The 24,339-nt window shown below is 69.2% G+C and carries 20 protein-coding genes, 1 tRNA gene and 3 pseudogenes; 14 read left to right on the top strand and 10 right to left on the bottom strand.

All coding sequences use genetic code 11. The annotated features are described in order from the left end of the window. Nucleotides 1-196 precede the first annotated feature (196 nt). The 4 genes from WAB15_RS13115 to WAB15_RS13130 all read left to right on the top strand — a co-directional run bounded on the left by WAB15_RS13115 (nucleotide 197) and on the right by WAB15_RS13130 (nucleotide 3,735). Nucleotides 197-1,429 (top strand): cytochrome P450, encoded by a 1,233-nt coding sequence (locus WAB15_RS13115; RefSeq protein ID WP_407286324.1) that lies wholly within the window; start codon nucleotides 197-199, stop codon nucleotides 1,427-1,429. A gap of 467 nt (nucleotides 1,430-1,896) precedes the next feature. Further along, nucleotides 1,897-2,517 carry a DUF6230 family protein gene (locus tag WAB15_RS13120; RefSeq protein WP_407286325.1) on the top strand — a complete coding sequence of 207 codons (621 nt, stop codon included), beginning with the start codon at nucleotides 1,897-1,899 and terminating at the stop codon, nucleotides 2,515-2,517. Then, nucleotides 2,508-2,873, top strand: coding sequence for a DUF6114 domain-containing protein (locus WAB15_RS13125; protein WP_407286326.1), 366 nt, complete (start codon nucleotides 2,508-2,510; stop codon nucleotides 2,871-2,873). Before WAB15_RS13120 ends, WAB15_RS13125 begins: the two co-directional genes overlap by 10 nt. A 208-nt stretch (nucleotides 2,874-3,081) precedes the next feature. Continuing rightward, nucleotides 3,082-3,735 carry a hypothetical protein gene (locus WAB15_RS13130; protein WP_407289217.1) on the top strand — a complete coding sequence of 218 codons (654 nt, stop codon included), beginning with the start codon at nucleotides 3,082-3,084 and terminating at the stop codon, nucleotides 3,733-3,735. Nucleotides 3,736-3,813: 78 nt separating this feature from the next. Here the strand turns inward: WAB15_RS13130 and WAB15_RS13135 are convergent, their stop codons facing one another. Further along, nucleotides 3,814-4,149 (bottom strand): hypothetical protein, encoded by a 336-nt coding sequence (locus tag WAB15_RS13135; protein WP_407286327.1) that lies wholly within the window; start codon nucleotides 4,147-4,149, stop codon nucleotides 3,814-3,816. An 8-nt stretch (nucleotides 4,150-4,157) separates the two neighbouring features. Next, nucleotides 4,158-5,792: pseudogene (ctaD, locus tag WAB15_RS13140) on the bottom strand (cytochrome c oxidase subunit I); the annotation flags it as partial. A gap of 139 nt (nucleotides 5,793-5,931) precedes the next feature. Here ctaD and WAB15_RS13145 point away from each other — a divergent pair. The 4 genes from WAB15_RS13145 (at nucleotide 5,932) to WAB15_RS13160 (ending at nucleotide 10,804) form a co-directional block, all read left to right on the top strand. Beyond that, complete coding sequence (locus WAB15_RS13145; RefSeq protein ID WP_407286328.1) at nucleotides 5,932-6,471, top strand: RNA polymerase sigma factor; 540 nt, start codon at nucleotides 5,932-5,934, stop codon at nucleotides 6,469-6,471. Then, the gene (locus tag WAB15_RS13150; RefSeq protein ID WP_407286329.1) at nucleotides 6,464-7,516 is read left to right on the top strand and encodes a CU044_5270 family protein; all 1,053 of its coding nucleotides are present in this window, start codon (nucleotides 6,464-6,466) and stop codon (nucleotides 7,514-7,516) included. The genes WAB15_RS13145 and WAB15_RS13150 overlap by 8 nt, the downstream gene beginning before the upstream one ends. 531 nt (nucleotides 7,517-8,047) lie before the next feature. Further along, nucleotides 8,048-9,568, top strand: coding sequence for a glycine betaine/L-proline transporter ProP (gene proP / locus WAB15_RS13155; protein ID WP_407286330.1), 1,521 nt, complete (start codon nucleotides 8,048-8,050; stop codon nucleotides 9,566-9,568). Nucleotides 9,569-9,685: 117 nt separating this feature from the next. Beyond that, a complete protein-coding gene (locus tag WAB15_RS13160; RefSeq protein ID WP_407289218.1) occupies nucleotides 9,686-10,804 on the top strand; it encodes a DUF2330 domain-containing protein in 1,119 nt (372 codons plus the stop codon). A gap of 227 nt (nucleotides 10,805-11,031) precedes the next feature. On the opposite strand, the gene WAB15_RS13165 is transcribed toward WAB15_RS13160, so the two are convergent. Both WAB15_RS13165 and WAB15_RS13170 read right to left on the bottom strand, forming a co-directional pair. Beyond that, complete coding sequence (locus tag WAB15_RS13165) at nucleotides 11,032-11,292, bottom strand: hypothetical protein (protein WP_407286331.1); 261 nt, start codon at nucleotides 11,290-11,292, stop codon at nucleotides 11,032-11,034. 32 nt (nucleotides 11,293-11,324) lie between these two features. Beyond that, on the bottom strand, nucleotides 11,325-11,807 hold the full coding sequence (locus tag WAB15_RS13170) for a glycine-rich domain-containing protein (protein WP_407286332.1): 483 nt from the start codon (nucleotides 11,805-11,807) through the stop codon (nucleotides 11,325-11,327). 651 nt (nucleotides 11,808-12,458) lie between these two features. On the opposite strand from WAB15_RS13170, the gene WAB15_RS13175 reads away from it, so the two are divergent. Further along, the gene (locus WAB15_RS13175) at nucleotides 12,459-13,565 is read left to right on the top strand and encodes a helix-turn-helix domain-containing protein (protein ID WP_407286333.1); all 1,107 of its coding nucleotides are present in this window, start codon (nucleotides 12,459-12,461) and stop codon (nucleotides 13,563-13,565) included. Between the two features lie 1,161 nt (nucleotides 13,566-14,726). Further along, complete coding sequence (locus WAB15_RS13180; RefSeq protein WP_407286334.1) at nucleotides 14,727-15,032, top strand: SH3 domain-containing protein; 306 nt, start codon at nucleotides 14,727-14,729, stop codon at nucleotides 15,030-15,032. Between the two features lie 13 nt (nucleotides 15,033-15,045). On the opposite strand, the gene WAB15_RS13185 is transcribed toward WAB15_RS13180, so the two are convergent. From WAB15_RS13185 to WAB15_RS13195, 3 genes and pseudogenes are all read right to left on the bottom strand, one after another. Next, nucleotides 15,046-15,117: transfer RNA gene (locus WAB15_RS13185), tRNA-Asp, on the bottom strand. Between the two features lie 548 nt (nucleotides 15,118-15,665). Continuing rightward, nucleotides 15,666-16,379, bottom strand: a pseudogene (locus tag WAB15_RS13190) (phage major capsid protein); the annotation flags it as partial. A gap of 146 nt (nucleotides 16,380-16,525) precedes the next feature. Next, nucleotides 16,526-16,834: pseudogene (locus tag WAB15_RS13195) on the bottom strand (recombinase family protein); the annotation flags it as partial. Between WAB15_RS13195 and WAB15_RS13200 the strand changes: the two are divergent. Both WAB15_RS13200 and WAB15_RS13205 read left to right on the top strand, forming a co-directional pair. Next, nucleotides 16,835-17,167 carry an antibiotic biosynthesis monooxygenase family protein gene (locus WAB15_RS13200; RefSeq protein ID WP_407286335.1) on the top strand — a complete coding sequence of 111 codons (333 nt, stop codon included), beginning with the start codon at nucleotides 16,835-16,837 and terminating at the stop codon, nucleotides 17,165-17,167. Nucleotides 17,168-17,296: 129 nt separating this feature from the next. Beyond that, complete coding sequence (locus WAB15_RS13205; RefSeq protein ID WP_399150763.1) at nucleotides 17,297-17,833, top strand: GNAT family N-acetyltransferase; 537 nt, start codon at nucleotides 17,297-17,299, stop codon at nucleotides 17,831-17,833. A gap of 74 nt (nucleotides 17,834-17,907) precedes the next feature. On the opposite strand, the gene WAB15_RS13210 is transcribed toward WAB15_RS13205, so the two are convergent. After that, entirely contained in the window at nucleotides 17,908-19,995 is a 2,088-nt protein-coding gene (locus tag WAB15_RS13210; RefSeq protein ID WP_399150762.1) for a DHA2 family efflux MFS transporter permease subunit, read from the bottom strand. Between the two features lie 369 nt (nucleotides 19,996-20,364). On the opposite strand from WAB15_RS13210, the gene WAB15_RS13215 reads away from it, so the two are divergent. Together WAB15_RS13215 and WAB15_RS13220 are read left to right on the top strand one after the other, a co-directional pair. Beyond that, entirely contained in the window at nucleotides 20,365-21,438 is a 1,074-nt protein-coding gene (locus tag WAB15_RS13215; RefSeq protein WP_407286336.1) for a peptidoglycan-binding protein, read from the top strand. A 299-nt stretch (nucleotides 21,439-21,737) separates the two neighbouring features. Then, the gene (locus tag WAB15_RS13220) at nucleotides 21,738-22,400 is read left to right on the top strand and encodes an HAD-IA family hydrolase (RefSeq protein WP_407286337.1); all 663 of its coding nucleotides are present in this window, start codon (nucleotides 21,738-21,740) and stop codon (nucleotides 22,398-22,400) included. 299 nt (nucleotides 22,401-22,699) lie between these two features. Here WAB15_RS13220 and WAB15_RS13225 read toward each other — a convergent pair whose 3' ends face one another. Together WAB15_RS13225 and WAB15_RS13230 are read right to left on the bottom strand one after the other, a co-directional pair. After that, nucleotides 22,700-23,281 (bottom strand): TMEM165/GDT1 family protein, encoded by a 582-nt coding sequence (locus tag WAB15_RS13225; RefSeq protein ID WP_407286338.1) that lies wholly within the window; start codon nucleotides 23,279-23,281, stop codon nucleotides 22,700-22,702. A gap of 189 nt (nucleotides 23,282-23,470) precedes the next feature. Then, entirely contained in the window at nucleotides 23,471-24,229 is a 759-nt protein-coding gene (locus WAB15_RS13230) for an ABC transporter permease (protein ID WP_399150758.1), read from the bottom strand. Nucleotides 24,230-24,339: the final 110 nt, after the last annotated feature.

Genomic DNA, 24,339 nt, shown 5'->3' on the forward strand with positions numbered 1-24,339 from the left:
GAACTAGTACGCGTTCTAGTTCCACAAACAGTCTTATGAGCCACCCTCCGGCGCGCAAGAGGCATGCAAGCCCCTTGTCCGCAACAGGAGTCGCCACGACCCTTGCCACTTATAGAACTCGTTACTACCTTCACCGCGACCCCACACCTGATGAGCCGTCAGAAATCCCGGATGGATTAAGGACCAGGAGTCGCCGATGCCATGCCCAGCGCTGCCCGAGGGGTTCGACTTCACCGACCCCGACGTCTACCAGTCCCGCGTTCCGCTCCCCGAGTTCGCGCAGCTGCGGCAGACCGCGCCCGTGTGGTGGAACGCCCAGCCGCACGGCATCGCCGGCTTCGGCGACGACGGCTACTGGGTCGTCACCCGCCATCAGGACGTCAAGGAGGTGTCCACCAAGCCGGACATCTTCTCCGCGAACCTCAACACGTCGATCATCCGCTTCAACTCGGCCATGACCCGCGACCAGATCGACGTACAGAAGTTGATCATGCTGAACATGGACCCGCCCGAACACACCAGGGTCCGCCAGATAGTGCAGCGGGGCTTCGCGCCGCGCTCCATTCGCGCCCTGGAGGAGGCGCTGCGCCATCGGGCGACCCGGATCGTCGCCGAGGCGCGGGCGAAGGGCACCGGGGACTTCGTCACCGACGTCGCCTGCGAGCTGCCCCTCCAGGCCATCGCCGAGCTCATCGGCATCCCCCAGGACGACCGGGCCCGCATCTTCGACTGGTCGAACAAGATGGTCGCGTATGACGACCCGGAACTGGCCATCACCGAAGAGGTCGGCACCAACGCGGCGATGGAGCTGATCTCGTACGCGATGAACCTCGCCGCCGCGCGCAAGGAATGCCCGGCCAAGGACATCGTCAGCCAACTGGTGGCGGCCGAGCACGAGGGGAATCTCGGCTCCGACGAATTCGGGTTCTTCGTACTGCTGCTGGCGGTCGCCGGCAACGAGACGACCCGGAACGCCATCACGCACGGCATGCACGCCTTTCTCACCCACCCCGACCAATGGGAGCTCTACCAGCGCGAACGCCCCGCGACGGCGGCCGAGGAGATCGTGCGCTGGGCGACGCCGGTGGTCTCCTTCCAGCGCACCGCCACCCAGGACACCGAGCTGGGCGGGGCGAAGATCAAGAAGGGGCAGCGGGTCGGGCTCTTCTACTCCTCCGCCAACAACGACCCCGAGGTCTTCGACGATCCAGAGGTCTTCGACATCACTCGTGACCCCAATCTGCATCTGGGGTTCGGGGGCGGCGGGCCGCACTTCTGTCTCGGCAAGTCCCTGGCGGTCCTGGAGATCAACCTGATCTTCAACGCCATCGCGGACGCCATGCCCGATATCTCGCTGGTCAGTGATCCGCGACGGCTGCGCTCGGCGTGGCTCAACGGCGTGAAGGAGCTTCAGGTTCGCTACGGGTGAGGCGCTGACGAGCCGACAGACGCCTCTGGAATGCGCTGCGCTCGGTGGTCGTCGCCGACCATGGGGCGCAGCGGTATGTCCAAAACCGTTCCTCTCTCAACCTTGCCAGTCACCATGGGCGGACTTACATTCAACTCAACTCGCCGGTAATACTTGGCGGTTAGCTCAGTCCGCTGAGTTCACTGAGATCACTGAGATCACTGAGATCGTCCAGTTCACCCTGCTCACTCACTTCACCGGACTCACCGCATTGGGGCACGGTGCGGTTGCGCGCCGGGTAGGGCCGCACGTTCCCACTCCCCCCATGGACACGCCGGTCCGGTTCGGCACCTCACGCGCGTCTTCAGCACCACGCGGTACCGCGGCGCACCACGCCCCGTACCGCGATGCACCACGACCACCTCCACGTCTCTTCCCCCCATGTGTTGCGACAGTGCGCTCCACGCTCTTCGAAGGGGACTCACACCATGAAGGACGCACACGGCAGACCTGTCACGGGACGCATCAGCTGGCGGAGGTTCGCCGTGCTGTCCGTCCCGGCCCTCGCCGGTACGGCGGCCCTGGGCATCGCCCTGGCCAACGGGGCACTGGCGGCGTCGTTCGCCGTATCGGGACAGCAGTTCAAGGTGTCCGCGGACAGCCTCAAGGGCGAGGGATTCGCCCAGTACGGCAGCGTCGACGCCAACGCCAGGGGGGACCTCCTCCCGGTCGCGGTCACCGCCATCAGGACGGCACAACTGAGCAATCTCTGTCAGTCGGTGGTCACGCATCTGCCGGTCATCGGCGATATCTCGCTCAATCTCCACGCCGGTACGGGCAGCAAGCCCGTCGAAGCGGCCAATCTGTTCGTGGACGCCACTCAGCTCTCCGGCGACGCGTCCTTCAACGACATCGAGATCGGCCGGGACGCCTCCACCCTGGACAAGGGGCCGGCCAGCGCCCAGGGGATGCAGGACCTCTTCGCCCAACAGGCCGACGATGTCAGCATCAGCAAGCTGCGGCAGACCGCCTGGGCCACCAACGCGGGGACGTTCAAGCTCTCCGGCCTGAGCATGAAGATCTCCAAGGGCAAGAAGGAATGCTTCTGACCTGGCGGCGCTGGCGGACGGGGCGGCCCTTCTGGGGCGGCCTGACGACCCTTGTCGCCGGCGCCGAAATCTGCGCCATCCCTCTGGCGCCACTGAAAGTCATGCTGCAACAGGGCATCGCCGGTATCCCCTCGGTGCTGATGGGGCTGGTGATGATCGTGATGGGGCTCTCGGCGTGGTACGCGCCGCATTACCGGGGCATCGCGGGCGTGCTGACCGTCTTGTGTGCGGCGGCCGCACTGGTGATGTCCAACCTCGGGGGCTTTCTGATCGGCACGGTCATCGGAATTCTCGGCGGTTCGATGATCTTCGCCTGGCAGCCGGTCGTCGGCGAGCCCCACACGACCGAAACCTGACACCACGGCTCCCCCACCCCACACTCCCGCCCCCTCGGGAAGGAACCTCAAGATGACAATGACGCAGCCCGCCCAACCCACGCAGCCCACACACCACCTGCCCGTCCTGCCACCCACACACCCCGGGCACCGCGCGCACCCCGCACTCCCCGCGCTCCCCACAAGTGCCACAACCCACAACGCGCGCCGCACGTCCCGTAGGCGAGCAGTGCAGGCCGCCGGCACCGGGATCGCCGCGTTAGCCGCACTGTCCATCGGCGTTCCGGCCTCTGCCGTGGCGCAGCCCGGCGCGACACCGGCAGCCGCTGAGGCCGCCACGACCGTGACCCCCGCAGGCCACGACTTCACCGCCGCGCTCAGCGGCAAGGCCACCTTCACCGCCGGCTCGGTGACCGTCACCTGTACGGTCTCGACCTCCAACGGGCAGGTGCCCGCCGCGCCGGGCAACCACAACGAAGCCGGGCCGGTGAGCAGTTCCACGACCCCGGCCACCTACAGCTCCTGCACCACGAGCATGCCGGGCGTCAGCGCGACCGTCAGCACGTCCGGCACATGGGGTGTGGCGATGCAGAACGGGGCGCCGGCGACCGCCGGGCTGACCATTCCCTCCGGCGGGTTCGTCCTCAAGACCAGCGGACTGGCATCCTGCACCGTCACCGCGGCTCCCACCGCGGCGGCGACGGTGAACGGCACCTGGACCAATGGCGCGCCGTCCACCCTGGCCTTCACCAATGCGGCGGTGCCGGTGAAGGTGGTGGGTGGTTTCGGCTGCCCGACCAGTGCGACCAGCTCGACGTTCAACGCCACCTACCAGGTCGGTGACACCACGGATCCCACATCCCAGATCATCGTCACCGGCTGAGAGCGGACCGCGCGAGGACCCCGCAGGAACTACGCAGAAACCATGCAGGAACCCCGCAGGGATCCGCGCGGGGACCGCTCAGCGCGTGGTCAGGCCGACGGCCGCCACGGTCACCAACACCGCCACGGCCAGCGTGCCGCTGACGAACCCGGTGATCAGCCGACGCCTGAGCGCCCGGTAGACACTCTGGTATTCGGTCCGCAGAGTGGCGCTGCGGACCGCTATGCGCTCCAGATAGGCCCGCGAGGCGTCGCGCTGGTCCTGGCAATAGCGCAGTTCCACTTCCTGCCGCTGGGTGTCGGTGAGCCAGGGCAGACCGGCGCAGAAGGCAGCCGCACGGGTACGGGCACGGTCCTTCTCCGCCTCCCAGAGGAGATACCCCTCGATCTCATTGATGGCGCGTTCCACTTGCACGGGCTCATTCATACGCGGGCCCCGATTCCCGTGCTGTGCGTGCCCTCGGAATCGTCCAGGGCCGTGATCTCACGCGCGACCTCCGGGTGGTGCAGGTCGAACGCCGGGGATTCGGAGCGAATACGCGGCAGGGTGAGGAAGTTGTGCCGCGGCGGCGGGCAGGACGTCGCCCACTCCAGCGAGCGGCCGTAGCCCCACGGGTCGTCGACCTCGACCTTCTTGCCGTACTTCGCCGTCTTCCAGACGTTGTAGAGGAACGGCAGGAGGGAGAGTCCGAGGACGAAGGAGAAAATGCTGGAGACGGTGTTCAGGGCGGTGAAACCGTCGGCAGCAAGGTAGTCGGGGATACGGCGCAACATGCCTTGCGCGCCGAGCCAGTGCTGGACGAGGAACGTGCCGTGGAAGCCGATGAACAGCGTCCAGAACGTGATCTTGCCGAGCCGCTCGTCCAGCATCTTGCCGGTGAACTTCGGCCACCAGAAGTGGAAGCCGCAGAACATCGCGAAGACGACCGTGCCGAAGACGACGTAGTGGAAGTGCGCCACCACGAAGTACGAGTCGGAGATGTGGAAGTCCATCGGCGGCGAGGCCAGGATGACACCGGTCAGACCACCGAAGGTGAAGGTGATCAGGAAGCCGATCGCCCAGAGCATCGGCGTCTCGAAGGACAGCGAGCCCTTCCACATCGTGCCGATCCAGTTGAAGAACTTCACACCGGTCGGCACCGCGATCAGGAACGTCATGAACGAGAAGAACGGCAACAGCACGCCGCCCGTCACATACATGTGGTGCGCCCACACCGTGACCGACAGACCGGCGATCGAAATCGTCGCCGCGATCAGACCGATGTAACCGAACATCGGCTTCCGGGAGAACACCGGAATGACCTCGGAAATGATGCCGAAGAACGGCAGCGCGATGATGTACACCTCGGGATGGCCGAAGAACCAGAAGAGGTGCTGCCACAGCAGAGCGCCACCATTAGCGGCATCGAATACATGGGCACCGAATTTCCGGTCCGCCTCCAGCGCGAACAGCGCCGCCGCCAGCACCGGGAAGGCCAGCAGGACCAGCACACCGGTCAGCAGCACGTTCCAGGTGAAGATCGGCATCCGGAACATCGTCATGCCGGGCGCCCGCATGCAGATGATCGTCGTGATGAAGTTGACCGAACCGAGGATCGTGCCGAAACCGGAGAAGGCCAGACCCATGATCCACATATCGGCGCCGATTCCGGGGGAATGCACGGCGTCGGAGAGCGGCGCATAGGCGAACCAGCCGAAATCGGCGGCCCCTTGCGGTGTCAGAAAACCGCCGACCGCGATCAGCGAGCCGAAGAGATAGAGCCAGTACGCGAACATGTTCAGCCGCGGAAAGGCGACATCGGGCGCGCCGATCTGCAGCGGCATGATCCAGTTCGCGAAACCGGCGAACAGCGGGGTGGCGAACATCAGCAGCATGATCGTGCCATGCATGGTGAACGCCTGGTTGAACTGCTCGTTCGACAGGATCTGATGGCCGGGACGGGCCAGCTCGGCACGCATCACCAGGGCCATCAGCCCGCCGACGCAGAAGAAAGCGAAGGCGGTGACCAGATAGAGCGTGCCGATCGTCTTGTGGTCGGTGGTCGTCAACCACTTCACGGGGAGCTTCATGCCCCGTAGGTGTCCGGAGCCGACGCGAACCTCACCGCCCACGGGCGCGCAGGGCCGTTTCGACAGGGTGGGAAGTTTCACCCGAGGCGGGTGTGAAGATCGGGGGCATGCCGGACACCAAGGGTTCATGAGTACGGACGACGCCTTCGCCGAGGCCTACCGCGCGTACTACTGGGCGGTCAGCCGCTTTGTGGCGCGGCGGTTGGACGGGCAGGCACACGACGTCGAGGAAGTGGTCTCGGAGGTCTTCTCCATAGCCTGGAGACGCCGCTCCGAGCTGCCGGACAGTCCGCTGCCCTGGCTGTACGGGGTGGCTCGCAACTGCCTGGCCAATACGGTGCGGGGCCTGAGCCGCTATCGGCGGCTGCTGCACCGGCTCGGCAGCCACGAGGCGGCGCACCAGCGGCAGACCGTGGACAGTCCGGACGCGGAGCGGCCCGGCTCCTGGGTGCACGAGGCGCTGGCCCGCCTCTCCCCCGGCGACCAGGAGGTGCTGCGGCTGACGGCCTGGGAGGAACTGACCATCGAGGAGCTGGCGGTGACCCTCGGCTGCGGTCAGAGCGCGGCGGCCATGCGACTGCACCGGGCACGCCGCCGCCTGCGTGCCGAGATCGACCGTACCCGGACGACCGTGTCCGTACGAGCAGGAGGCGACGGCAATGAGTGACGAACTGGGCCTGCTGCGCGCGGCCGATCCCGTACGGGCCGACGAAGGCCCCTGGCGGGACCGCCCGCTGCACGCCCGCGCCGAACGCGACCTCAACCGTCTGCTGCACAGCAGGCGCACCCGGCGGGCCGGGCGCCGCCTGGTGCTGCGGGCCGAAGCCGCGGTGCTCGCCCTCTTCGCCATCCTGGCCTTCACCCTCTCCGACGCCGGCAGCAGCCGCGCGGCCGCCGCGCCCGCGGCGCTCGTGCCGCACTCCGACGCCACACCCGTCTCACTGGACGCACTCGCCCGTAGGGCCGAGGCCAGGGCCCGGACGGCCGGTGCCGCGGACGGTCCGCGCCGGGGCAGCCATCTGCAGACCTGGTACATGAGCATGGAGTCCGGCCCGGATGCCGCGCCTCCCGTTACCGTTCCCGAGGAGCGCATCACCCGTTGGAACACCGACGGCAGCAGCTCGGAACTGGTCGTGGCCACCGACCCGCGGCACCCCGGCCGCCCGGTGATCCACGACGCCAACGGCCACTGGCGGACCGTCAGCGACGGCGAGGTCCTGCACCGCAAGACCTATCCGGCGGGCTCGGCCGCGCAGCACAGCGGGCTGGCCGCCCGTACGAGGCCGCCGACGGACCCCGTGGCGCTGCGCGAACATCTGGCGTCGCTCTACGGCGGAGCCGGGGGTCCCTCCCGCGCGAGCGGAGCCGCGCGGGAGGGAGGCGCCGCCACCACGCCCCAACTCCTGCTGGCACTCGACTCGTTCCGCCAGGAGTGGACGCCGGGGCCACGGGAGACCGCCGCCATCGTCCGGATGCTGGCCGACGCGGGCGGACTGCGTCCGGCGGGCGCGGTCACCGACCGGCTCGGCCGGCGCGGGCAGGCGTATGTCTACGACGGTCCCGACGGCGCCTCGAACGCGACCCGTCAGATGGTGATCCTCGACCCGCGCAGCGGCGGGCTGATGGGCCTTGAGGTCACCTTCACCAAGGACCTCCCCGACTTCAGGATCTCCTCGGGGCAGGTCATGTCGTACGTCGCCTGGATGCCGTGACGGGGCCACGGCGGGGCGTCGTGGACGACCGCGGCGGGGCTCCAAAAGGCGTCGCCGGTGCCGCCCGAGTGGCGCGAGGGGTCGGCATGGCTGATCCTTGAGGGAACGCGACGATCCACACCGGCGCGGCGGTACCTCGTACCGCCGCGCCGTTTTGCACGGTCCGGCCGTCCTGTGTGCCACCACGGCGCCCCCTGTATCGCCGCACCGCCTCCCCACGCGCAGCCGCACCGCCCTCTGTGCAGCCCCGTCGCCGCTCGCGTGAGGCAGGTCACCACGCGGCAATGGTTGCAGCCGATCATCGCGAGATGGATCACAGACTTACGTCCCGCGAATTGCTCTACGAAAGGGCGTTTCCCCTGCAAGGAGCGGGTATACGGGCGACTGTGCGGTCATCCGCACACTGTCCGTAATGAACATGTCTGCCCCTATGGTCGAACTTTGCCCGTCGCTCCATGGCGGGCTCTGTCCCGCCGTTCCACGGCGGGCGATGTCATGTAGTCGTCCAAGAGAGCGCAGGCGAGCGAACACGTGCCGACGCAGTCCCCCGTCGCACCCGGCCCCCGCAACCCCGTCGGCGGTCACGCCGACGCCACATCCGATCCGCAGCCGGAGAGGAGAGCGGATCTGCACAAGCAGGTCCCGGGCGAGTCGGGCGAGGTGACCGTCGTCGATCCCGCGATGGTCAAGCGTGCGGTCTCGGCGGCAGCGCTCGGCAACGCGATGGAGTGGTTCGACTTCGGCGTCTACAGCTATATCGCCGTCACTCTGGGCCATGTCTTCTTCCCGTCCGGGAATCCGACCGCGCAGCTGCTGTCGACGTTCGGCGCCTTCGCGGCGGCGTTCCTGGTGCGCCCCATCGGCGGCATGGTGTTCGGGCCGCTCGGCGACCGGATCGGCCGGCAGAAGGTCCTCGCCATCACCATGATCATGATGGCGGTGGGCACCTTCGCCATCGGCCTGATCCCGTCGTACGCGACCATCGGGGTGGGCGCACCCATCCTGCTCCTCGTCGCTCGCCTGGTACAGGGCTTCTCCACCGGCGGTGAATACGGGGGCGCCTCCACCTTCATCGCGGAGTACGCGCCCGACAAGAAGCGCGGATTCCTCGGCAGCTGGCTGGAGTTCGGCACGCTGGCCGGTTACGTCGGCGGCGCCGGCCTGGTCACCCTGATGACCGCGCTGCTGTCCACCGAGGACCTGCACTCCTGGGGCTGGCGCATCCCGTTCCTGATCGCCGGCCCGATGGGCATCATCGGCCTCTACCTGCGGATGCGGCTCGAAGAGACCCCGGCCTTCGCCCAGTTGGAGAAGGAGGCGCGGACGAAGGACAAGGCGCGCCGCGACGCCGAGAAGCGGATCGGCCTCCGCGAGATGATCTTCGGTCAGTGGCGGGCGATGCTGCTGTGCATCGGCCTGGTCCTGGTCTTCAACGTCACCGACTACATGCTGCTGTCGTACATGCCGAGCTATCTGACCTCGGAGCTGAAGTACGACGAGACGCACGGACTGCTGGTCGTGCTCGCGGTGATGGTGCTGATGATGGGCGTCCAGCCGTTCGCCGGCCGGCTCTCCGACCGCTTCGGCCGCCGGCCGGTCATCGCCGCGGGCTGCCTGGGCTTCCTGGTGCTGTCCGTGCCGGCCCTGCTGCTGATCCGCCAGGGGTCGCTGCTCGCCATCGCGCTGGGCATGGGGGCGCTCGGACTGCTGCTGGTCGCCTTCACCTCGACGATGCCGGCCACCCTGCCCGCGCTGTTCCCGACCAAGGTGCGCTACGGCTCGCTGTCGATCGGCTTCAACGTCTCGGTGTCGCTCTTCGGCGGTACGACACCGCTGGTGGTGACCGCCCTGATCGGCGCGACCGGCAACAAGATGATGCCCGCCTACTACATGATGGCGGCGGCCGTGATCGGCGGCATCGCCGTGCTGCTGATGTCGGAGAGCGCGCGCAAGCCGCTGCCCGGCTCCCCGCCGGCCGTCGAGACCGAGGCCGAGGCCCGGGCCGTGCGTGCGGCGGCCCGTCGGCCGGCCACGGCGGGCTCGGCTACCTGATCCCCGGACGGGACCAGACCCGCCGCCTAAGAGGAACCGCCCGTACCGTCCTCGCCGTCTGTGTCGCTGCCGCCGATCGAGTGATCGGCGTGCGGTGAACGGGGGACGACGATGGGCATGGTGACGGGCGCGGCCGCCATGGCGCGGACCGGTAGGCGGCGGGTGTTGCTGGTGGTGCTGGTGCTGCTGGCCGTACAGCTGGTGTCGCTGGCCAGGCCCGCATACGCCTGCGGGTGCGGCGCCATGGTGCACGATCCGAAGACCACCATGGCGGTGAACCGGGAGACCTCGGCAGTGCGCTGGGACGGCCGGACCGAGCAGATCGTGATGAGCCTGACGGTCGACGGCAACGCGCCGGACGCCGCGTGGATCATGCCGGTACCGCACCGGGCCACGGTCGAGCTGGGCGACCCGGACCTGTTCGACCAGCTCTCCGCGCTGACCGAGCCGGCCGTCGAACAGCGCCACTACTTCTGGCCGCGCAACGGCGACTGGCCGTTCCAGGACGCGGACGGCGCCGGCGCCCCACCACCGGGTGCGCGCGGCCCGGGAGTCGGGGTGGTCGGTCGCGAACGCCTGGGCCCCTTCGACGTCGCCCGGCTGACCGCCACCGACCCCCGCGCCCTGCGCGACTGGCTCACGTCCCAGGGCTTCCACCTCCCTTCGTCCCTGGCGACCGAACTCCGCCCGTACGTGACACAGCGCTGGGAGTACGTGGCGATCCGCCTGGCCCCCGCGGAACGGCACCGCCCGCTGACCGGCACCCTCGACCCGCTGCACCTGTCCTTCGCCAGCGACCGACTCGTCTACCCCATGCGGCTCTCCCGTCTCGCCAAGACACCGCAGTCACTGGGCCTTTACGTCCTTGCGCCGCACCGGATGGAACCGCGCAGCGCGATCGGCGGGACGCGGCCCGAAGTTTTCTACGCGGGCCGGATCAAGCCCCAGGGCGCGGTGCGCGACCTCGGCGGCAGCGGCGGCACCTTTCTGACCGCCATCGACCAGAGCTTCCCGCAACCGCAACGCATCACCGGCGACCACGAACTCCGCCCCGCTGCCCACGACACCCCGTTCCAACGGGTCAGGTACACCGACGCACTGCTGAAGGTGGGCGGCATCCCGGCCTGGATCCTGACGCTCTTCGGCGCCCTCTTGCTACTGGCGGCGACGGTGGGCGCGGCAGCGGCGATCGCACTCCGCGCACGCCGACGCGTCCCCACGCCGCCAACGGGCTGACGCGGCGGGCGGAATCCGGCGAAAGCCCAGCGGAAACACGACGGATCACCCGCCCTGGCCCACCGCCATTTCGCACCATGCGGCACGATGGTCGTCATGAGCATCGTGAAGATCAATAATGCTGTCAAGGCACGCACATAGAGACCGCCCGCGCGCTACGGGACAGCGCACGGGCGGTCCGGCTCGGGCTGGCTGTCAGCCCTCCCCAGTCCTCGATCAGTCCTCGGTCAGCCCTCGTTGGGCGGGATGATGAAGCCCCGCGTAGGACCGGTCTGAGGCTTCCCGGGCGGCTCCGGGTTGGCTTCACTGAACTTCGCCACGACGGCTGCCAGGACGTCAGCGGTGATGTCCTTGCGGATCGCGGGATCGGCACTGTCGTACACCCGCCACGTGCCCGCCGCGTGCTCCGGATCCTCCGGGGCGACAACTCCCGGGATGCCGAGCCGCCGGAGCGTGGCGTCCACCTGCTGGGCCTCTTCCGCGTTCATCCCCTCACCCTTCCGCCGTGCGTCCAGGGAGCCTAGTCACCATCACCGCCGTGTGTGGCGCAGTTGCCGGGGTTGATCGGCCCGCAGCCTCCCGGCTTCGGCGTGTGGGAGCAGTTGGCCGCCACAGCCACCAAGGCTTCGGCCGGCCCGGTCCACAACTCACGGTCCACCCGATGCCCGGCTTCCTCGATCAGAGCCACCGTTCGCGTGAGGGCCTGCGGGTCGTGGCGCTGTGCGTCGGGCCGCTCCGGGTAGTGGTGCACGAAGCGCCCCAGCCCCTCGCACAGCTTGGCGTACGGCCCGGTGTGCAGGATCAGGGCGTGCCAACCCTCGTCCACCACGTTCGACGGCGTGATCTTCGCGGTGGGGAACCTGGCTGCCGTGTGGACGAACTTCAGCGCTTCCGTGCTGATCCGGGCGGCCGTAGCCTCGTCCATGCCCGGGTTGTTGTCGAGAACCGTCGCGACGACACCCCCGAACGCGGCAGGGGTGAGTAACTCACGTACGTCGTGCATGCGCGTACCTCCTTGTTGTGGTTCGTCGATAGCCCGTCCCGACTGCTGGCCTGCCAGGGTTTCCAGCAGTCGGGACGGGCGTCTGGGTGCTTCGGCTGCCGTGGGGCCGAAGCGGGTGCCCTCACCGCCCAGGGCGGCACCCCAGTGAAGGGGCGGACCGGGGCCTCAGCCTGAGCCCGTCAGCTCAGACCGGGCACGTCTGCCCGTGCTCGAAGGCATGCCGGTCGGGGGCTTCCGGCCGTCTGCCACGGGGCAGTGAGCCGGCGTATTCGGGCCGGAGGGACTGGTTCGGTGTCGTTCACGACGCCTCGCCGTGCCCCCGGCGGTGATTCCTGATCTCCCGGGCAGCAGCGCAGGCGGAAGCCCAATCGTTCCGCTTCCGGGCTTGGTTTCGCTGGAAGTCCAGAGCGGCGCAGACCTTGCAGCCGGGCGCCGGAGTTCCATCCAACAGCCAGGCGTCCAGTGGGAGTTCTACCGGCGGTTGGCTGTACCGAATCGGGTTGCTCATGGCTTCTCGCCGTCCCCTCGCGTGTCGGTGCTCGGAGCATCCCGCCGCCCAGTGGCACGCCGTAGGGGCATCCCTAGGGGCAAGTGAGCTGTCAGTGGGGTTTGTTGATCCACCAGTGGCAGTCGTAGGGGCACTATGGATTCATGGCCATCGGGGAACTGATCACGGACCTCCGGAAAGCGCGCGGCTGGTCGCAGGGACGGCTGGCGTCGGCGATCAACGATGCATTCGACACGAATCTGGACCGGGAGTACATCAGCCGCTGGGAGCGTTCCAAGGTGACGCCGGGGCCGTTCTACCTCCGGTGCCTCTCGGCCGTCCTCGACGTGCCCCTAGCCGTGCTGGAGGGTGAAGTGAAGCGACGTAAATTCTTGTCCGACGTGGCAGCAACCGCCATAGCGCCTCTCGTGGCCTCGGATCTGCTGGCCGCAGGATTCAGCGCCCGACTCACCGGCGGGCCTTCCGGAGACGACTGGGAAGGCAAGCTGGCCACGTACGGGACCGAGTACATGAGTCTCGGCGCCGCTGACATTCAGCGTCGGGTCTCCGGTGAACTGGTTGCCGTCCAGCAACAACTGGACAACCCACATCTCTGGTCTGTCGCCTCCCGTCTCATGACCCTGTACGCCAAGACATTTCCCGGCTCCGACGGCTCCAAGGCCGTGAATTGGTACCGCATGGCCGCCAAGGCCGCCGACGAGTCCGGGGACGATCAGGCGCGGGTATGGGTCCGGGGCCGAGCCGCCATCGCACTCGGGTACGAGGGGGCCTCCCTCGGAGTCGCCGACGTACTCGCCGATCAGGCAATGGCCATCAGCGACAAGCCCTCGCTGGGACTCCTCAACGCCATCATGGGCAAGGCCCACGCGGCGGCGATCCGTGGCGACGATGCGACAGCGCGGAAGCTGATGGACCAGGGGCGCCGTGTCTTCGACAAAGCCGCGTCATACCAACAGACCTCGGACTACGCCGTGCCGTGGTGGCGCATGAACGTCTTCGTCTCGCTACTGGCCGCGCGGCTCGGAGACGAGGGCGCAGCGGTGGCGGCGCAAGAAGCGGCGCGACGGGAGTTGCCCGCCACACTGCCACGCTTCGCCACGCACCTGGAGATGCACCGAGGGCTCATGCTCGCCCGATCTGGAGATAAGGCAGGCGGTACGGCGTACGCAAGGAGTGCGCTGGACGCATTGCCGCCCGAGAAGCACTCCCTGACATTGCGGCTTCTCATGGCTGAGGTAGAGGCGGCTTAGGAGGAAGCGCCTAGCCCTGTACAGGCTCCGACGCCGCCAAGTGCCGTGACTGCCAGGCTGAAACTCGCGTTAGGGGACCTTAAGGTCGACTTCTGTAGAGCCCCTTAAGCGCGTTTGCACAGGTCAGGCGGCTACCAAGTGTCGATGAGGTGGTTTTGATGGACCTTGGAACCCGTACAGAATCCGAGCCGCTATCACGCTTCGGTCTTCCGGCAGTACCGGAGGGGCCACCCCCAGGTCTGACAGGCGCTTGACCTCTCGCCCATGACGGCGGCGCACTGAGGCGTTCCGCTAAACCCACATGAGTGACACCACGCATCAGCGCCCACGTTGGGGGCAACCAGAACGTGTCAACGCCCTTGCACCGGAAGGTAGTTCATGCGTCGAATCATCACCGTCACACTTGGCACTCTCGCTTTCCTCGGCGTGCTCGCGTCACCCGCCAGCGCTGTTCCGGACCCGGTCGGCCTCATCACCTGCGTGACTCAATCCGCGGGTGACGTCACGTCCCTGGTGGACCCCGCCAGCCCCGGTGTCCCCTCCGAAATCCCGGGCGCCGCCTGTCTCGCCCCTTGACCTGAACGGCGCTGAGATAGCACAACCAGAACGGGGGAACTCGAACCCCGAACTACCGCCCGTTGGGGCCGGCGTTCAACCGGGCCTAACGGGCGTGTCACAACTCGCCAGGGTGCGGACGCTCTGGCCTCCGCCTGGATACCCACCTCCGCCGAGCCGCCGCGCCCTCCGCACTGGACTTCCGCGCGTGATGCCACCGGCACAGAGACTGAAGGTTCGACGGGTCGTGGTCGTCACCCGGCACGATGTGGTCCACGTCCGTGGCCGGCGCCGTACAGCGCGCCCCGGTGTCCCGCAGGATGGCCACGCACTGGAAGCCGTCCCGCTTCAGGACCGACAGACGTACAACGGGCCAGTTACTTGGAAGCCTGGACCGCCGGTCGCTGCTGTACCAGGCCATCGCCCCTCCTAGAAGCGTGCTCCGATGGCGGATCGATCGGACTTGCCCCGACTCTCGAACGGCAGACTCGGACACGTCAGCGCTGACGTCACCCGTCTTAGCGGTGTTCGCATTAACACTCCTTCTCACCGGACAGACACCGAGCGATTGCCATGCTCTTACCGTCCTTCTATGAGGAGAAGTCGATGTTCCGGACCGTTGCCGCCATGGCGGTCAGCGCCGTCATGGCCACTACGCTCACGCTCGCCGGCAGCGCAAACGCGACAGCAGCGCCGACTGCCGCGCCCGTAGCAGTCAAGGCTGTTGTCTGCACCGTCAATGACAACGGCGTTAACTACCGCTCAGGGCCTGGTCCTCAGTACCCGGTGATGGGGACCGTCAACAAGGGCCAGAAGCTCAACGCCCACGGCCAGGAAGGCTCATGGGTCATGGGCGACCCCTGGGGCGGCACCACCGGAGTCTGGATTCACGTCGCCTACCTGGACTGCTGACCTTTGTGGTAAGCGGTCCCGGCCGGAATTGAACCGGCACCCCTCCGCTCGACAGGCGGACGCTCTCCCACTGAGCTACGGGACCACGGCTCAACTCCCGCGCGTCTTCCCGGAGGAGAACACGGCGCGCGCGGGAGGAGCCAACGGCGAGGGACCGCACCCACCTCCACGTCAAACGCTGAAGAGTGGGGCCGTGGCCCCGCCTACATATCCATTAACTGGGGGCCGTGACAAGACGGCTAAGAGGACTCGGCCCCGCACCGCCACAGAGGGCGGAAAGACTGCTCTCCGCTCCTTCTCTCTTATGCGCGGGTATAAGAAAGAAGGACTCCAGGACAGTTTTCCCGCCCCGAAGCCCTCCACTTAGTCACTCTCCGCTCGGTCGGCACTAACTCAACGCGAGAGGGAGCCGAACCCGTGGCGGGGCCGACTCCCTCTGAAGAGATGCGGATGCGAGATGGCTCTCACAGCGCCGCTTCCTCGGTCAGCGCCTCAAGTGGACGGTTTTGCGCCCTCAGGTGTCACCATCTGTTCACGAGCCATAAAAAGAGAGGGCGTCGAAGCCGTAGCGGCTTCGACGCCCTCTCTTAACAGTCGTGCAGGCACGAAGAATCCGTGCTCTGGGTCAGTCGATTAAGCCTTGCTGAGACTGATTCGCTGGATCGCCGCCGGATGCGGGAACGCGTGCGCCACGCGCACGGTGGCCTTGATGGCCACCTGATCGCTGGTGAACCGGGCGTGCTTGGACACGTCCAGGGTCACGTCCCGGCGCATCACGACCATCACGCGGTCACGCGGGATGCCCCACACAGTTCCGGCAGTTACGGCGTTGGAGACGTACAGCGGGACGCCAAGGACCGTTCGCCGGGTCGGCGTGGTCGGGTCGGAGCCCAGAAGCGGGACATTGCTGTCCTTGGCCTGCTTGAGTTGGGCCAGGGTCAGCGCATCCACGGGGTTCGCTGCGAACGCCGTAATCGTGGCTCCTACGTCCTCCGCGCGGTTGATGGCCTCCTGGAACGCGTCCAGGTTGGTGAACTTGGTTCCGGCGTCCACATAGCCCACGCCGTCTACAGCCTCCAACCCCTTGGGCGCAGGCGCGGGCAGGCTGTTGAAGAACGAGCGGTCCAGGACGCGGGCGATGGACCGTGCCAGGCCGTCGCCTACAAGCTTCTGGGCGTCCGGGTCGCTGTCCTCCGCGAGTTCGTTTGAGACGATGGACAGGCCCGCGCATTTGGCGGGGGTGATATCCAGTTCGCCCAGAGTCGCGTCCGTCGGGGCGATCTCTTCGCCCTCGGCCACGAATGATGCGCCGGCGTCGGTCTGGACGATGGGGATGTGCACCTTGGTGCTGCTCGTTTTGAGCTTGCCGGCTCCTGGAGGGCGACGCTTTCCCGCTCCACCGGCTGGACAATCAGCGGGCCGTAGTCGTCAGGGGTGATGCCGGAGATGCCGCTGGAGGCAGTGAAAAGTGACAAGTAGCTTTCGAAGGCGCCTTGACGCGTGAGCCGGGAGAGGGCGAACACCACGACGGCGTCCACGTGCCCCGCCCGGACGGCTGTCATCAGTTCTTCGAACTCCGGGCGCTCCACGTTCGGATCCCAGCCGGAGCGGCCCACGTCCGCGAAGCTTCCCGCCAGGTCCCAGCCCTTCGCCGTGATCAGCGCCTCGCACTTCTCCCGCTGGGCCTCGGGGCTGGCCTGGGAATCGTCCTCACGACGCTTTGACTGTCTGATGTAGGAGACTGCACGCACTTGGTCCAGATTACGACGCCAGTTGGGCGTCCGGTTTGTGAGAGGTGTCATGTGCCTAGCGTGGTAAAGATCAACGTTCTGACCGTCCCCACCGAGCAGCGTGAGGTCCTGGAGAAGCGCTTCGCGTCGCGGGCGGGCACGGTGGACTCCTCGGACGGCTTCGAGTGGTTCGAGCTGCTGCGCCCCGTAGAGGGCACCGACCAGTACCTCGTCTACACCCGGTGGCGGGACGAGGAGTCCTTCCAGGCCTGGATGGAGGGCCCGATGAAGGCCGCGCACCAGGGCGGCGGCTCCGAGGGCGGCGAGCGGCCCAAGCCCGCCGCGTCCGGTTCCACGCTGTGGTCCTTCGAGGTGGTGCAGCAGGCCGGGCCGAGGAAGGGCTGAGCGCCGACGAAAGCCCGAGGAAGGGCCGAGCAATCGCTACGGCCCTGAGGCAGGGCTGAGGGTCGGCTGCGGCCCGGCGTCCCGCAAATCCGTTGCGTGCCGGGTCGCGCCGGCCGCCACAATGGCGCCATGAGTGACGCCGCCGCCCTCCGTCTCCCCTTGGCCGTCGCCGCGGAGCCGGTCGACTCGCCGGCCGCCGCGGCGCTGCTGCGCGAGTACTACACCGAGGTGGCGGACCGCTACTTCGAGTTGCACGAGGGCCGCCGCTCGACGCCGGAGGAGATAGCGGAGGGGCTGGCGGAGTACCCCAGCGCCGATCTGATGCCGCCGCACGGCGTGCTGCTGGTGGCCCGCCGTGGCGGGGCGGTGGTGGGCTGCGCCGGGGTGCGGCTGCTGGACGCGCGCACGGCGGAGCTCAAGCAGATGTACGTACGGCCCGCGTCGCGCGGCCTGGGCGGCGCGGGCGGGCTGCTCACGGCCGCCGAGACGGCCGCGACGCGGCTGGGCGCCGAGCGGATCCGGCTGGACACCCGGCTGGATCTGGTCGAGGCCATCGCGCTCTACCGGCGGCACGGCTTCACCGAGATCCCGCCGTACCACCACGACGACGTCTACGCGGAGATCTTCTTCGAGAAGCGGCTGGACGGCGACCCGTCGGCGGACTAGAGCCCGCCACGCCAAGACACCCCAGGCGTCGACCCCAGGCGTCGACCGCCGGCCGGAGCGCCGCCGGACCGGGCTTATCTCGCGAGGTCCGGCGGTCGCGGTGGCCGCGGTGTGCGCGGTGGCGTACGCGGCACCGGCTCACGGGCATCGCCGTCGCGCGGCTCCTCCGCGTCCGAGCCGCACAGCTCCGCCGTCAGCTCCTGGACGAGTTCGGTGAGGTCGGTCGGCCGGTCCCTGGTCCACCAGTCGCCGAGCATCTGCGCGAGCGACTCCTGACGGGCCGCAGAAAGCCGGTCGGCGACGTCCCGTCCGCTGTCGGTGAGCAGCAGCAACAGCCCTTCGCGGGTGGCGAGTCCGCGCCCCTCGACCTGGCGGACGCTCTCGGAGATCACGCCGAGCGGGACGGTGCTGCGCTCGGCGAGCAGCCCCGGTTCCACCGATCCGTAGCGGTGGATGCGCAGGAGCAGCCAACTCGCGGCCGGTTTGAGGTCCAGGCCGGCGCGTGCGGTGATCTTCTCGTAGACGTCCTTGCGGCCCTCCATGCTGCCGAGTTTGGACAGTGCGCGGGCGCACTCGTCGCGGGAGGAACGCTCGACGGGGTTGGAGGAGAGCACCTCGCTGGTGTCGGGGGCGGTCACGCTGCTGCGCAGCGGCTCCTCCCGGAGGAACCAGGCCAGGGCGAACGCCACCAGGACGACCGGGACCGCGTAGAGGAAGACGTCGGTGATCGAGACGGAGTAGGCGTTCAGGACACCGGCCGCCTGGCCGGCCGGCAGCCGGGCGACGGTCCGCGGGTCCGCGGCGACGGTCGACGGGTCCATGCCGGGCGGCAGTTGCTGCCCGGCGAGGGCGTCGGCGATCCGCGGCCCCAGGTTGTTGGCGAAGATCGAGCCGAAAATGGAGACTCCGAACGCGGCGCCGATGGAGCGGAAGAACGTGGCGCCGGAGGTGGCGACGCCCAGGTCCTGGTACGGGACGGCGTTCTGCACGATGAGCACCAGCACCTGCATGACCAGGCCGAGCCCGAAGCCGAAGACGAAGAAGCAGGCGCTCATCTCGGCGTCGCTGCTGGCCGGGTCGAGCTGGTGCAGAAGCAGCAGGCCGATCGCCACGACGCCGGTGCCGGCGATCGGGAAGACCTTGTAGCGGCCGGTGCGGCTGACGATCTGCCCGGAGCCGGTGGAGGCCAGCAGCATCCCGAGCACCATCGGCAGCATGTGCACACCGGACATGGTCGGTGAGACACCGTGTACGACCTGGAGGAACGTCGGCAGGTACGTCATCGATCCGAACATCGCGAAGCCGATGACGAAGCCGATGACCGCGGTGAGCGTGAAGGTGCGGAGCCGGAACAGGCGCAGTGGGATCACGGGTTCGGCGGCCCGGCGCTCGACGAGGACGAACGCCCCCAGGAGGACGGCGCCGAGGACGCCGAAGCCGATGATCTGCCAGGAGCCCCAGGGGTAGGTGACGCCGCCGAGCGAGGTCATCAGGACGAAGCAGGCGGCGACCGCGGCGATCAGGGCGGTGCCCAGGTAGTCGATCCGGTGCGGGGTGCGGTGGCGCGGGATGTGCAGCACGGCGGCGATCACGGCGAGCGCGATGATGCCGACGGGGACGTTGATGTAGAACACCCAGCGCCAGCTGAGATGGTCCACGAACAGCCCACCGAGCAGCGGCCCGAGGACGCTGGTACCGCCGAAGACCGCACCGAACAGGCCCTGGTACTTGCCGCGTTCGCGGGGCGGCACGATGTCCCCGACGATCGCCATCGACAGCACGATCAAGCCACCGCCGCCCAGTCCCTGGACCGCGCGGAAGGCGATCAGCTCGCCCATGTTCTGGGCGATGCCGCAGAGCACCGAGCCGATCAAGAAGATCACGATGGCGGTCTGGAACAGCTTCTTGCGGCCGTACTGGTCACCGAGCTTGCCCCACAGAGGCGTGGCGGCCGTCGAGGCCAGCAGGTAGGCGGTGACCACCCAGGAGAGGTGGTTCAGGCCGCCGAGGTCGCTGACGATCGTGGGCAGCGCGGTGGCGACGATGGTCTGGTCGAGCGCCGCGATGAGCATGCCGAGCAACAGCGCGCCGATCGCGACGAGGATCGTGCGCTGGGACCGGCCCTCGCCGGGGACGGCAGGCGCGCTGGTGTCCTGCGCCATGGGGCGTCTCCTCCTGTTCCGGGGTTCCAGTGCGGCACCGGGAGTGCGGGGCGCGGTGCCGGACGGCCGTTGCGGGCCGCCCACGCCCGTCCGGGCCGTCGGCGACCACGCCGTCCCGGCCGTCGGCGACCGCGCCCGTTGCGGGCCGCCGTCGGGCTTATTCCATCCTGGGTGTTTCCGCCGGATATGGCCCGCCGAGCGGTGATCACCATCCGCGATCGCGCGGTGCCGTGTGAGGCGGCGGCCACCTGGGGCGTCGACGGTGAACGCCTGGGGCATGCCGGACGGATGTCCGCGAGCGCCTGCGCGGGCGGGTGCGGCGTCTGGATAATCGCTGCCGGTTCGAGGCCTCCAGGGAGGGGACCGCTCGTGACGGCATTACCGACGTGCCCGCACTGCTTCGCCCCGGTACGCAGCGACGGCCGACCGACCTGTCTGTGCGCGGCGGTCGACGCGGAGGACTTTGATCCGCTGCGCATACGGCCGTACGTGTCACTGCCCGACAGGGACGGGGACGGGGACGACGGAGGCGATGACTGCCACGGGGAAGACGGCGATCATGGGGACGGCGGCGGCCCCGGGGGCCACGACGACCGGGGCGGCGCCCCTTGGGGCGGCCGGGGCGACCACCTGGACGGCTTACCCGGCGAGGACGCGGCCGTCCACATAGCCGGAAGCCCGCTACGGTTCCCCGCCGCCGCCCCCGCCCCGGTGTCCGCGGCCGACCCCGTCTCCGCGCTCCCGACCCCCCGGGCGGGCCACGGCCACGGGCCGTCGTCCCGGACGGTCGGCTCGGCCCCCGAGGAACCGGGGAACAGCACCTCCGGGCGCTCCGCCCCCGCCCCGCCCCGCCGCAGGCGCGCCCTGCCGGCCGTACTGATGACCGCCGGCGCGGCAGCGGCCGCCACCGCCGTCCTGATCGGCTCCGACGCACTGTCCGGCGGCACCCGGGACCGGGCGACACCCCCCGACGGCGGTCGGGCCTCCGCCACCGCCGCCTTACCCACCGGCGGCGAAGCCACCCGCACGCCGAGCGGCACCCCGTCTTCGCCCGCCGCGCACCCCTCTCCCTCATCGGGCGCGACCGGCGCCGGCACCCCGGAGGCCACCGTGCAGCGCCACCGGACCGCGACAGCGCCTCCGCCCGCCCCCACCCGGGCCTCCGGAAGTGTCACGGAGTCCCCCGACAGTCACGCCCCCAGCCCGGCGCCCACCGGGCCGATCGCACTGCGCGAGGGTTCCAGCGGCCCGGAAGTGACGGAGCTCCAGGGGCGGCTGCGGCAGCTGGCCTTCTACTCGGGGCCGGAGGACGGCGAGTACGACGCGGAGGTACGGGACGCCGTGTCGCGCTATCAGCAGACGTACCAGGTGGCAGGCGATCCGGACGGCGTCTACGGCCCGCAGACCCGGGCGTCCCTGGAGTCGCGCACCCAGGAGCCGTAGACCGGGCGGGGCTCTTCGAACCCACCCAGGCGCCGTGCCCCGCCCCGCCCCCGGCTCCGCGCCCCTGCCCCGGCCTGCCACCGGGCGCCGCCCCGTGCCGGCCGGGCTCTGACCAGCCCTGACCGGTCTTTGACCAGGGCCGGTTGTCGGCACCCGGAAACGTTTTGTATCGTAGGAGAACAAAGTGGTCCTGCCCGCACTCCCTGACCAGCGGGCGGGGCCACTTGTCCTTCTTGTCTGCCCTTCTCGTTCGTACGGCCCGTACCGTCCGTTCGCCCGTTGCGCACAGGAGCCCGCCGATGACGGCAACCACCACGCTCACCGCCCGCGCCCTCCTGCTGGACATGGACAGCACGATCGTGAACTCCGAGGCCGTCGTCGAGCGCTGCTGGCGCCGCTGGGCGGCCGAGCAGGGGTTGGACGCGGACGAGGTCCTCAAGGTCGTCCACGGCAGGCAGGGCTGGGCCACGATGGCGGCGCTGCTGCCGGACCGCCCCATGGAGCTCAACCTCGCGGACAACCGCCGGATGCTGGCCCAGGAGACGTCCGACGTGGACGGCGTGGTGCCGGTCCCCGGCGCACCCGCCTTCATGGCCTCCCTGGCCGGGCTTCCGCACGCCCTGGTGACCTCCGCCGACATACCGCTCTCCGACGCCCGGATGGGTGCGGCAGGGCTGCCCATGCCCGCCGTGCGGATCACGGCGGAGAGCGTGAGCGCCAGCAAGCCCGACCCGGAGGGGTTCCTCAAGGGCGCCGCGGAGCTGGGCTTCGCCCCTGAGGACTGCCTGGTCTTCGAGGACTCCGAGGCCGGCATCGAGGCCGGCCGGGCGGCCGGTATGCGGGTGATCGGCATCGGCGAGCGCGCCGCCGCGTTCGCCCCCACGGCGCAGGTGCCCGACCTCACCCGGGTCCGGGTCGAGGCGGGGCCGGACGGCGTGATCGCGGTACACATCGGGGGCTGAGCACTGCCGAGGCCGCCCCCTGGGGGCGGTGTCACGTCCCCGGCCCCGCAGGACAGCGCCACGCGCCCCGGGCCACCCCGCCCGGACCTGGCCTGAACGACCCGCGCCCGAACCTGGCCGGGGCCTCGCCCGGACCTCTCCTCTACACCCGCCCACCCCCCGTAAGGGGGGTGGGCGGCGGGGAAAAGCCCCCAGGAAAAGACCCCCGCGGAAAAGCGCCCCACCCCAGGGAGAAGCCCCCACCCGGGGGAAGCCCCCACCCCGGGAATAGGGCCCCTCACCAGCGAAGCCCCCTCCCCTCACCCCACAATCGCCTCATACAGGCTGAACCCCGCCAGCAGTGCCATCACGGCCGCCGCGATCTTGGTGATGAGCTTGAGCGGGACGTGCTTCATGAGGGTGCGGCCACCCAGGATGCCCAGACCGGCCACCGTCCACAGGGCGAGTACGGCGCCGACGCCGACCGAGACGGGGTCGTCGTAACGGGCCGCGAGGTTGGCGGTCATGATCTGGGTCAGATCGCCGAACTCGGCGACCAGGATCATGGTGAAGCCCGCCCCGGCGACCTTCCAGAAGCTCTGGTCGGCGGGCTTCTTCACCTCCTCCTCGCCGTCGTCCTTCTTGAACAGCAGCACGGCGGCGCCCGCCAGGAAGAGCACCCCGACCACGGCCTGGACCACACGGTGCGGGAGCAGCGTCAGCACGCTGCCAGCGGCGATCGCGAGTGCGACATGAACGAGGAAGGCGGCCGCGACGCCGACGAAGACGTACGAGGCGCGGTAGCGGGTGCCGAGCATCAGGCCGGCCAGAGCGGTCTTGTCGGGCAGCTCGGCGAGGAAGATCACGCCGAAGACGACGGCGGCGATGGCGAAACTGAACACGGGGTGGGATACCTCTATCGGTCGGGCCGTGCCAGAGGGCCCGGGAAAGGGGTCGCTTCGGCACGGCAGCGTCGAACACTGCGGCCGAAGGTCTCGCTGGCGCCGTACGCATGCGTACCGCGCTCCGGGCGCCGGCTCACCTCGTCGTCGGGCGACGGGCGGGCAGTATGTCGACGGTCCGGCAGAGAGCTACTCCCCTTCTGCTGCCGACGAGGGTACGCGGTGCAGGCGTCCGCGCGCGACCAGCTCCAGCACCACCGCGCACGCCGCCGCCTGCACCGCCAGCAGGGCCACCAGCACGAACAGCTGTACCGCGCCCGCCTGGACGGGGGAGGCGCCGCCCAGCAGCATGCCGACGAAGGCGCCCGGGAGCGTGACCAATCCCACGGTCCGGGTCTGGTCGAGCCCCGGCAGCAGCGCGTCGGATGCGGCCGGGCGGGCGACCTCCATCCGCGCGTCCCGGTCCGGCAGTCCGAGCGCGAGCCCGGCCTCGAACTCCCCGCGCCGCGTCTCCAGCTCGTCCAGCGCCCGCCGCCCGCCCAGGACGGTGGCGGTCAGCGCGCCGCCGATGAGGATGCCGGTGACGGGGATGAGGGTGATGCCGCGCGGCGGTAGCAGGCCGGTCGCCAGCAGCAGACCGACGACCGGTGCGACCCCGGTGGCGATCGGCGCGGCGGCCCACCACCAGGTGCGGTTCCGGGTGATCCGGCGGCCGGCGGTCCGTACCGCTACCGCGAACATCAGCGCCAGGAAGCACAGCAGCCACGGAAGCGCGCGCACCACGACGCCGATGAGGGCGGAGACCGCGGCGAGTTGGGCGGCCGCGCGCAGGCCGGCGACGGCGATGGCCCGGGCATGGCCGAGGTGCGCCACCGCGGCGACGGCCACCGCGGCGACCAGCAGGACGGCGAGGACCACCCCGAGCGTGATGTTGACCGGCATCAGCACGCGCTCACTGTAAGACGGCGACGGGGTTCGCGGCCCCCGTGAGCGGGTCAACCGGAGTGCCGGAGAGCACTTCTGGCGCCCTGTCAACCCTTGAACTGACGTGGGCATGT

The sequence above is a fragment of the Streptomyces sirii genome (genome assembly GCF_045690365.1).
In the GTDB taxonomy this organism is placed as follows: domain Bacteria; phylum Actinomycetota; class Actinomycetes; order Streptomycetales; family Streptomycetaceae; genus Streptomyces; species Streptomyces sirii.